A 6,357-nucleotide genomic window follows, 5' to 3' on the forward strand; every position below is an offset into this window, starting at 1 on the left:
GTTCAGTGGCCCACGTCACACCTGGCTCCTGTCAGCAATCGGGGCGCCATCTCGTTCAAGGGCCACGCGAACGAGACAGGAGCATCGCCATGAAGCATCGCATCGTCGTACTCGGCGCCGGATACGCCGGGGCCTTCGCCGCCGGGAACCTGGCCCGTCGGCTGTCGCCCACCGACACCGAGATCACCGTCGTCAACGCGGTGCCCGACTTCGTCGAGCGGATGCGGCTCCACCAGCTCGCGATCGGCCAGGACTTCACGGTCCGCAAGCTCGCCGACGTGTTCGCGGGCACCGGGGTGCGGCTGCGCCTGGCGCATGTCACCGGTGTCGACCCCGAGCGCAGGACAGTCGCCGTGACCGGCCAGGACGGTGACGACGAACTCACGTACGACACCCTTCTCTACGCGCTCGGCAGCTGCGTGGCCGACCATGGCGTGCCCGGCGTGGCCGAGTACGCCTTCGATGTGACCGGCCGGTCCTCGGCGCTGCGTCTGCGCGAGCGGCTGGCCGGTCTGGGCGCGGGCGGCACCGTGCTGGTCGTCGGTGAGGGGCTGACCGGTATAGAGAGCGCCACCGAGTTCGCCGAGTCCCGGCCCGACCTCTCGGTCGCGCTCGCCGCCCACGGGGAATTGGGGGCCTGGCTCTCCCCGAAGGCCCGCCACCACCTGCGCCGCGCCTTCGACCGGCTCGGCATCACCGTCCACGAGCACACCGGCATCGAAGCCGTCGAGCCGACACGGGCGATCGCCGCCGACGGCAGGTCCATCCCGGCTGACGTGACCGTGTGGTCGGCCGGGTTCGCCGTACACCCCATCGCGGCCGCCAGCGGCCTGGAGGTCGCCGAGACCGGCCAGATCGTCGTCGACCGCACCATGCGCTCGGTCTCGCACCCGGACGTCTACGCCGCCGGTGACTGCGCCTACGCGATCGGCGACAACGGCCGGCCGCTGCCGATGTCCTGCGCCTCTGCCGGGTACACCAACATGCAGGCGACCGCCGCGATCACCGCGCGCCTGACGGGCGGCGAGATCCCGACCGTCGGGCTGAAGTACCACGGCAACCACATCAGTCTCGGGCGGCGGGACGCCATCTTCCAGATGGTGGACGAGGACGCCCGGTCGCAGTCCTGGTACCTGGGCGGCCGGACCGCCTCATGGCTCAAGGCGGGCATCCTCCGGGGGGCCGGGTGGAGCATCACCCACCCGACCTTCGGCATGCCGAAGCGCAAGCGCCGCCTGGCCACCACGCCCGACCAGGCCGGTGTCCAGGCCGCCGCATAGGGTCATCCGTATGGACAGAGCAGCCGTCGATCGATTCGAGGCCGGCCGGGAACGGCTGGCCTCGCTCGCGTACCGTCTGCTCGGCTCGGCCGCCGACGCCGAGGACGCCGTGCAGGACACGTTCCTGCGGTGGCAGGCCGCGGACCGGGAACGCATCGAGGTGCCGGAGGCGTGGCTGACCAAGGTAGTCACCAACCTCTGCCTCGACCGGCTCCGTTCGGCGCAGGCGCGTCACGAGCGCGCCGCCGGCGACTGGCTGCCCGAGCCGCTGCTGGAGGGCGACCCGATGCTCGGCCCCGCGGATACCTTCGAGCAGCGCGAATCGGTGTCCTTGGCCGTACTGACCCTCATGGAGCGTCTCTCCCCGGTCGAGCGGGCCGCTTATGTCCTGCGCGAGGCCTTCTCGTACCCCCACGCCGAGATCGCCGAGATCCTCGACATCACCGAGTCCGCATGCCAGCAGCACGTCCACCGGGCCCGACGCCGGATCGCCGCCGAGCGCCGCAGCGGCGACGAGGTGGACCCCGCGTCCGCGCGCCGGGTCGTCGAGGAGTTCCTCGCCGCCGCCACGTCGGGGCGCACCGAACGGCTGGTGGCGCTGCTCACCGCCGACGCGACCATGGTCTCCGACGGTGCCGGACTGGCCAGGCGGCTGCTGCGGTACGAGACGCGCGAGCGCATCGCTTCCTTCGTGCGGGCCGGCTTCAAGCCCACTGCGGCGAAGCGGCGACTGGCCGGCGGCTCCCCCGCGATGTACATCGCGCTGGTCAACGGCTCCCCGGCCGTCATCGCCGTGGTCGACGACCGGGTCGTGGGTGCCGTGGCGTTCGAAGTCAGCGAGGGCAAGGTGTCGTCCCTGCGCGGCATCGCCGCCGCGGACCGCCTCGGACGCTTGGATGAGGCCTGGCGGCGGCACGCACCGGACGCGCCGGTCATCCATGCATGGTGACCGCAGCCACCGGGACTCCAGCGTCCTGGGCGGAGCGACGACGGCGCCCCTTCGGCCCCTGTGCTGCACAGCAGCGGGCCCGCAGGGCGTTGGAGGCGTGACGGTCAGAGGCGGGGCCCCTGCCCGAACGCGTAGCCGCTCTGCAGGCGCGCGCCAGTATGGCCCCTCATGTCCCAACTCCCGCAGCGGACGGCCTGGAAAATAGGGTGCGGTCGGCTGAGCTGAGGTGATAGCCAAGCGAGGTGACAGAGAGTCTTGAGTATTCCGCCCTGCTGCAGCTGATCGACGAGCGGTCGGCCGCGTTCCGGAGTGCGGTCTCCGCCGCACCCGGTCTTGACGCGCCGGTGCCGTCCTGCCCCGAGTGGACGTTGTTCGATCTGGTGCAGCACCTGGGTACGGGTCAGCGCTGGTGGGCCGCGATCGTCGCCGCGGGCCCGGCCGACGCTCCACCGGCCAAGGAAGCCGCGGAGGCGCCGCGCGAGCTCGAGGCGCTGCTGGCCTGGTACGCCGAGTCGAACGAGCTGCTGCTGAGTGCGCTGCGCGAGGCCGGCCCGGAGCGCGAGTGCTGGACGTGGTGGGCCGCCGGCGTGTCGCCGGCGAACGCCTGGGGCGTTGCCCGGCGCCGGGTGCACGAGGTGCTGGTGCACACCTACGACGCCCAGCTCGCCGCAGGCGCCGTGCAGCCGATGCCGGCGGACGTCGCGATCGACGGCGTGGCCGAGTTTCTCGACACCTGCAACTCCACCCCGGCGGCTTGGCCGCACGAGGCCGCCACCATCCACTACCACGCCGTCGAGGGCCGCTCCTGGCTCCTCACCCTGGACGGCACCGGCGCCTGGCCCGCACCCCTCACGGACGACGCCGCGCCCGCCTCCGCTTCGGCCACGGGCACGGCCGAGCAACTGCTCCTCTTCGTCTGGGGCCGCCTCACGCTGAGCGACCTGAAGGTCGAGGGCGACCAGCGGGTGTTCGAGCAGCTGATCGCCTGGGAGCCCGAGGAGTAGCCGGTCAATACCGCGAGCGGACGGCCTCGATGACGTTCGCGCCGGTGAGCATCGCAAACAGCTGCGCCTGCGCGGCGGACGGCCACTACGGCCTCGTACAGTTCGGGCTCAAGCGCCTCCACCTCAAGGCCGCCAGCGACTTGGGCGTGCCACGCAGCACTGCCGGCTCAGCCACGAAGGGGACACGGCTACGACCAGGCATTCTGTTAGGTGTTCCGGGGTCACGACCCTGACTGCGGCGAAGCCGTGTTGGACGTGGCGGAGGGTGGAGGAGCGAGTCTGCAGTGGCCGGCGCGCTTGCCCACTTCTTGGCTGCTGCTCCACGGCCAACGGGCGGAGACACTGTCGGCGAAGTGGTGTCGAGCCCGGCCGTGTCGACACGAGGCCGGGTTGTCAGCCGAGCAGTGACGCCCATGCCGTAGCCACAGCGGCGGCGAGGGCGAGCGTGGCAGCGAAGGCGGCGGCAGCGCGGGTCACGGCGGCCGGGTAGGTCGCGTGATCACGGCGCGCGAGATAACCAGCGGCAGCACCAGCCATTACGGATGCGATGACAACCAAGGCGCAGGCGAGACAGAGCACGGTAGCGCGGTCGGACATGGTGTGGTTTCCCCTTGAGGCGAGGCAGACATCAGTTCTGGCACCGAATGTCGCCGCGCGGCTGTTCACCTTGGTTCAGGCGGCGGAAGATGAACAAAGACGAACGGCGGGACTGCAAGGGCGGGGGTAGCGTGGGCACGGGCGATTTCCGGGATCCGGTGGCTGCGCTGACCGAGCTCAGGGCCCAGCTGAAAGCTGGATACGCCAAGTGGGGAGGGACCCAGACTGAACTGGCTCGTCGCGTCGGCTTGGGCCGCACGACGGTGAACCAGGCCCTGAGTGCGTCGACAAAAGCGCCTTCACCGCAGACTGTAGCCGCGCTGGCCCACGTGTTCGGCCTGGAGGCACGGCCGTTACTGGATCTACTGGCCCTCGCCTCCCGGTCGGCAGGACGTCATCATGGCGCGGTCGGACGGCCGATCACTGAATACGACCCCATAGACCTCGAAGTCCATCCGGCCGTTGACGTCCCGGCCGCAGACGGTGAACAAACGACGCATCCACCGCGGCGGTTGCGGGCCGCCGCCCTGCCCCGCTATGTGTCTCGCCCGCACGATGCCGCCTTGAGCGAGATCGTTGCCGCCGCGGCAGACGGGCACAGCCAGATGGCGGTCCTCGTCGGTTCCTCCTCGACCGGCAAGACCCGCACCTGTTGGGAGGCCATCCAGCCACTGACGAGCAGCGGTTGGCGCCTGTGGCATCCGGTGGATCCCACCCGTGCAGAAGCGGCTCTGGCCAGCATGGATCGGATTGCACCACGCACGGTGGTGTGGTTGAACGAGGCCCAGCACTACCTCGGTGCCGGCGCAGACGTAGGTGAGCGGATCGCCGCGGCCCTGCACAGCCTGCTGACGGAATCCTCGCGGGGCCCGGTGCTGATCTTGTGCACGCTGTGGTCGGAGTACGTCACCGTCTACGCCACCCTGCCTCGCCCCGGCGAGCCCGATCCGCACTCGCGGGTGCGGGAGCTGCTGGACGGGCGGCTGATCACTTTGCCCGACCACTTCGACGCCGACGCGATCACCGCTGCGCAGGCTCTCGCTGAAGGCGGGGACGAACAGCTGGCCTACGCCCTCCAACACGCCCGTGAGGGCCGGCTGGCTCAGTTCCTGGCAGGCGCGCCCCACCTGCTGCGCCGCTACCACACCGCGACACCAGCGGCGCGAGCAGTGCTCGAGGCCGCGATGGACGCCCGCCGCCTCGGTGCCGGCCCGCATCTGTCGATGACATTCCTCTCGTACGCAGCCGAGGGCTACCTCACCGACACTGACTTCGACGCCCTGAACGACAACTGGTTTGATCAAGCTCTTGCCGAGCTCGGCCAGCCCGTCCACGGCAACCTGGCTCCCCTGCACCGCATCCGGCCGCGCCGAGCCGGCCGCACCCGTGATACCGAATCCCACTCATGGGCAGTGCCCACGGCGTATCAGCTCTCCGACTACCTCGAACAACACGGCCGACGCGCCCGTTGGACGCTGTGCCCGCCGGCGTCGTTCTGGGAGGCAGCTCACCTACGTCTCACCAACGTCGACGGTCTCACCGAGCTGGCCCGGGCCGCCTCCGTCCGTCACCGTCTTTACTGGGCCTACCGTCTGTGGCGCCGCGCTGCTCACGCGGGCCACAGCCCCGCCTTCCTCTCACTCGCCCGGATACGGGAGGGACTCGGGGATCGCGAGGCGGCGGAAAAGCTGTACGCACAAGGCGCCGCGGCCGGTGACGTCGAGGCGCTGAGAAACCTCGCGCGGATGCGTGCCGAGGCCGGGGACCAGGAGAGGGCACAAACGTTGTACCAGCGGGCGCGCAACGCTGAGGAAGCCGCCGGGGTCCGGCGCATATCCAGGTATGAGGAAGACCTCATGCTGCTTCGCAGCTCCGCACAAGCCGGCTCCCTCTGGGCCCAGGCGAGACTCGCCTGGCACCGGACCGGGGACAGCAAGACGGTGAACGCCTTGTACGAGAGCGCCGCCACGAAAGGCAACGTCGAGGCGATGGTCGAGGTGGCAAGGACACGCAAGGCGGCCGGAGACCGAGAGACAGCAGAGGCCATGTATCAGAAGGCCGCCGCCTCAGGCGACACCCGAGCTTTGATCGAGGGTGCACTGATGCGAAAGGAGGCCGGAGACCATGAGGCGGCGGTGGCTCTGCTCCACAAGGCCGTCCAAGAAGGCAACCGATACACAAAGGGATCTGCCCTGGCTGAGCTTGCTCGCATACGAGAAGAAGCCGGAGACCACGAAGGCGCAGAACGCCTCGCCAACCAAGCCCTCACCGCCGGAGACACCAAAGCACTCACCGAACTCGCCCGCATACGAGAGAAGACCGGACACCACGGCAGCGCAGAACGCCTCGCCAACCAAGCCCTCACCGCCGGAGACACCAAAGCACTCACCGAACTCGCCCGCATACGAGAAAAGACCGGACACCACGAAAGCGCAGAACGCCTCGCCAACCAAGCCCTCACCGCCGGAGACACCAAAGCACTCACCGAACTCGCCCGCATACGAGAAAAGACCGGACACCACGAAAG

General features: G+C 69.8%; 4 protein-coding genes. All 4 read left to right on the forward strand.

Annotated features, from left to right (window positions below):
- The first annotated feature begins 89 nt into the window (after nucleotides 1–89).
- Nucleotides 90–1,280: an NAD(P)/FAD-dependent oxidoreductase gene (locus ACWCPI_RS37655; protein ID WP_451042462.1), complete on the forward strand. Its 1,191-nt coding sequence runs from the start codon at nucleotides 90–92 to the stop codon at nucleotides 1,278–1,280.
- 10 nt (nucleotides 1,281–1,290) lie between these two features.
- Nucleotides 1,291–2,229: a sigma-70 family RNA polymerase sigma factor gene (locus ACWCPI_RS37660; RefSeq protein WP_451042463.1), complete on the forward strand. Its 939-nt coding sequence runs from the start codon at nucleotides 1,291–1,293 to the stop codon at nucleotides 2,227–2,229.
- A gap of 242 nt (nucleotides 2,230–2,471) precedes the next feature.
- Nucleotides 2,472–3,233, forward strand: a complete 762-nt coding sequence (locus ACWCPI_RS37665) for a maleylpyruvate isomerase family mycothiol-dependent enzyme (protein WP_451042464.1) — start codon at nucleotides 2,472–2,474, stop codon at nucleotides 3,231–3,233.
- Nucleotides 3,234–3,919: 686 nt separating this feature from the next.
- A partial coding sequence (locus ACWCPI_RS37670) for a helix-turn-helix domain-containing protein (RefSeq protein ID WP_451042465.1) occupies nucleotides 3,920–6,357 on the forward strand: 2,438 nt, incomplete at its 3' end.

This window comes from Streptomyces sp. NPDC001920 (genome assembly GCF_053594495.1).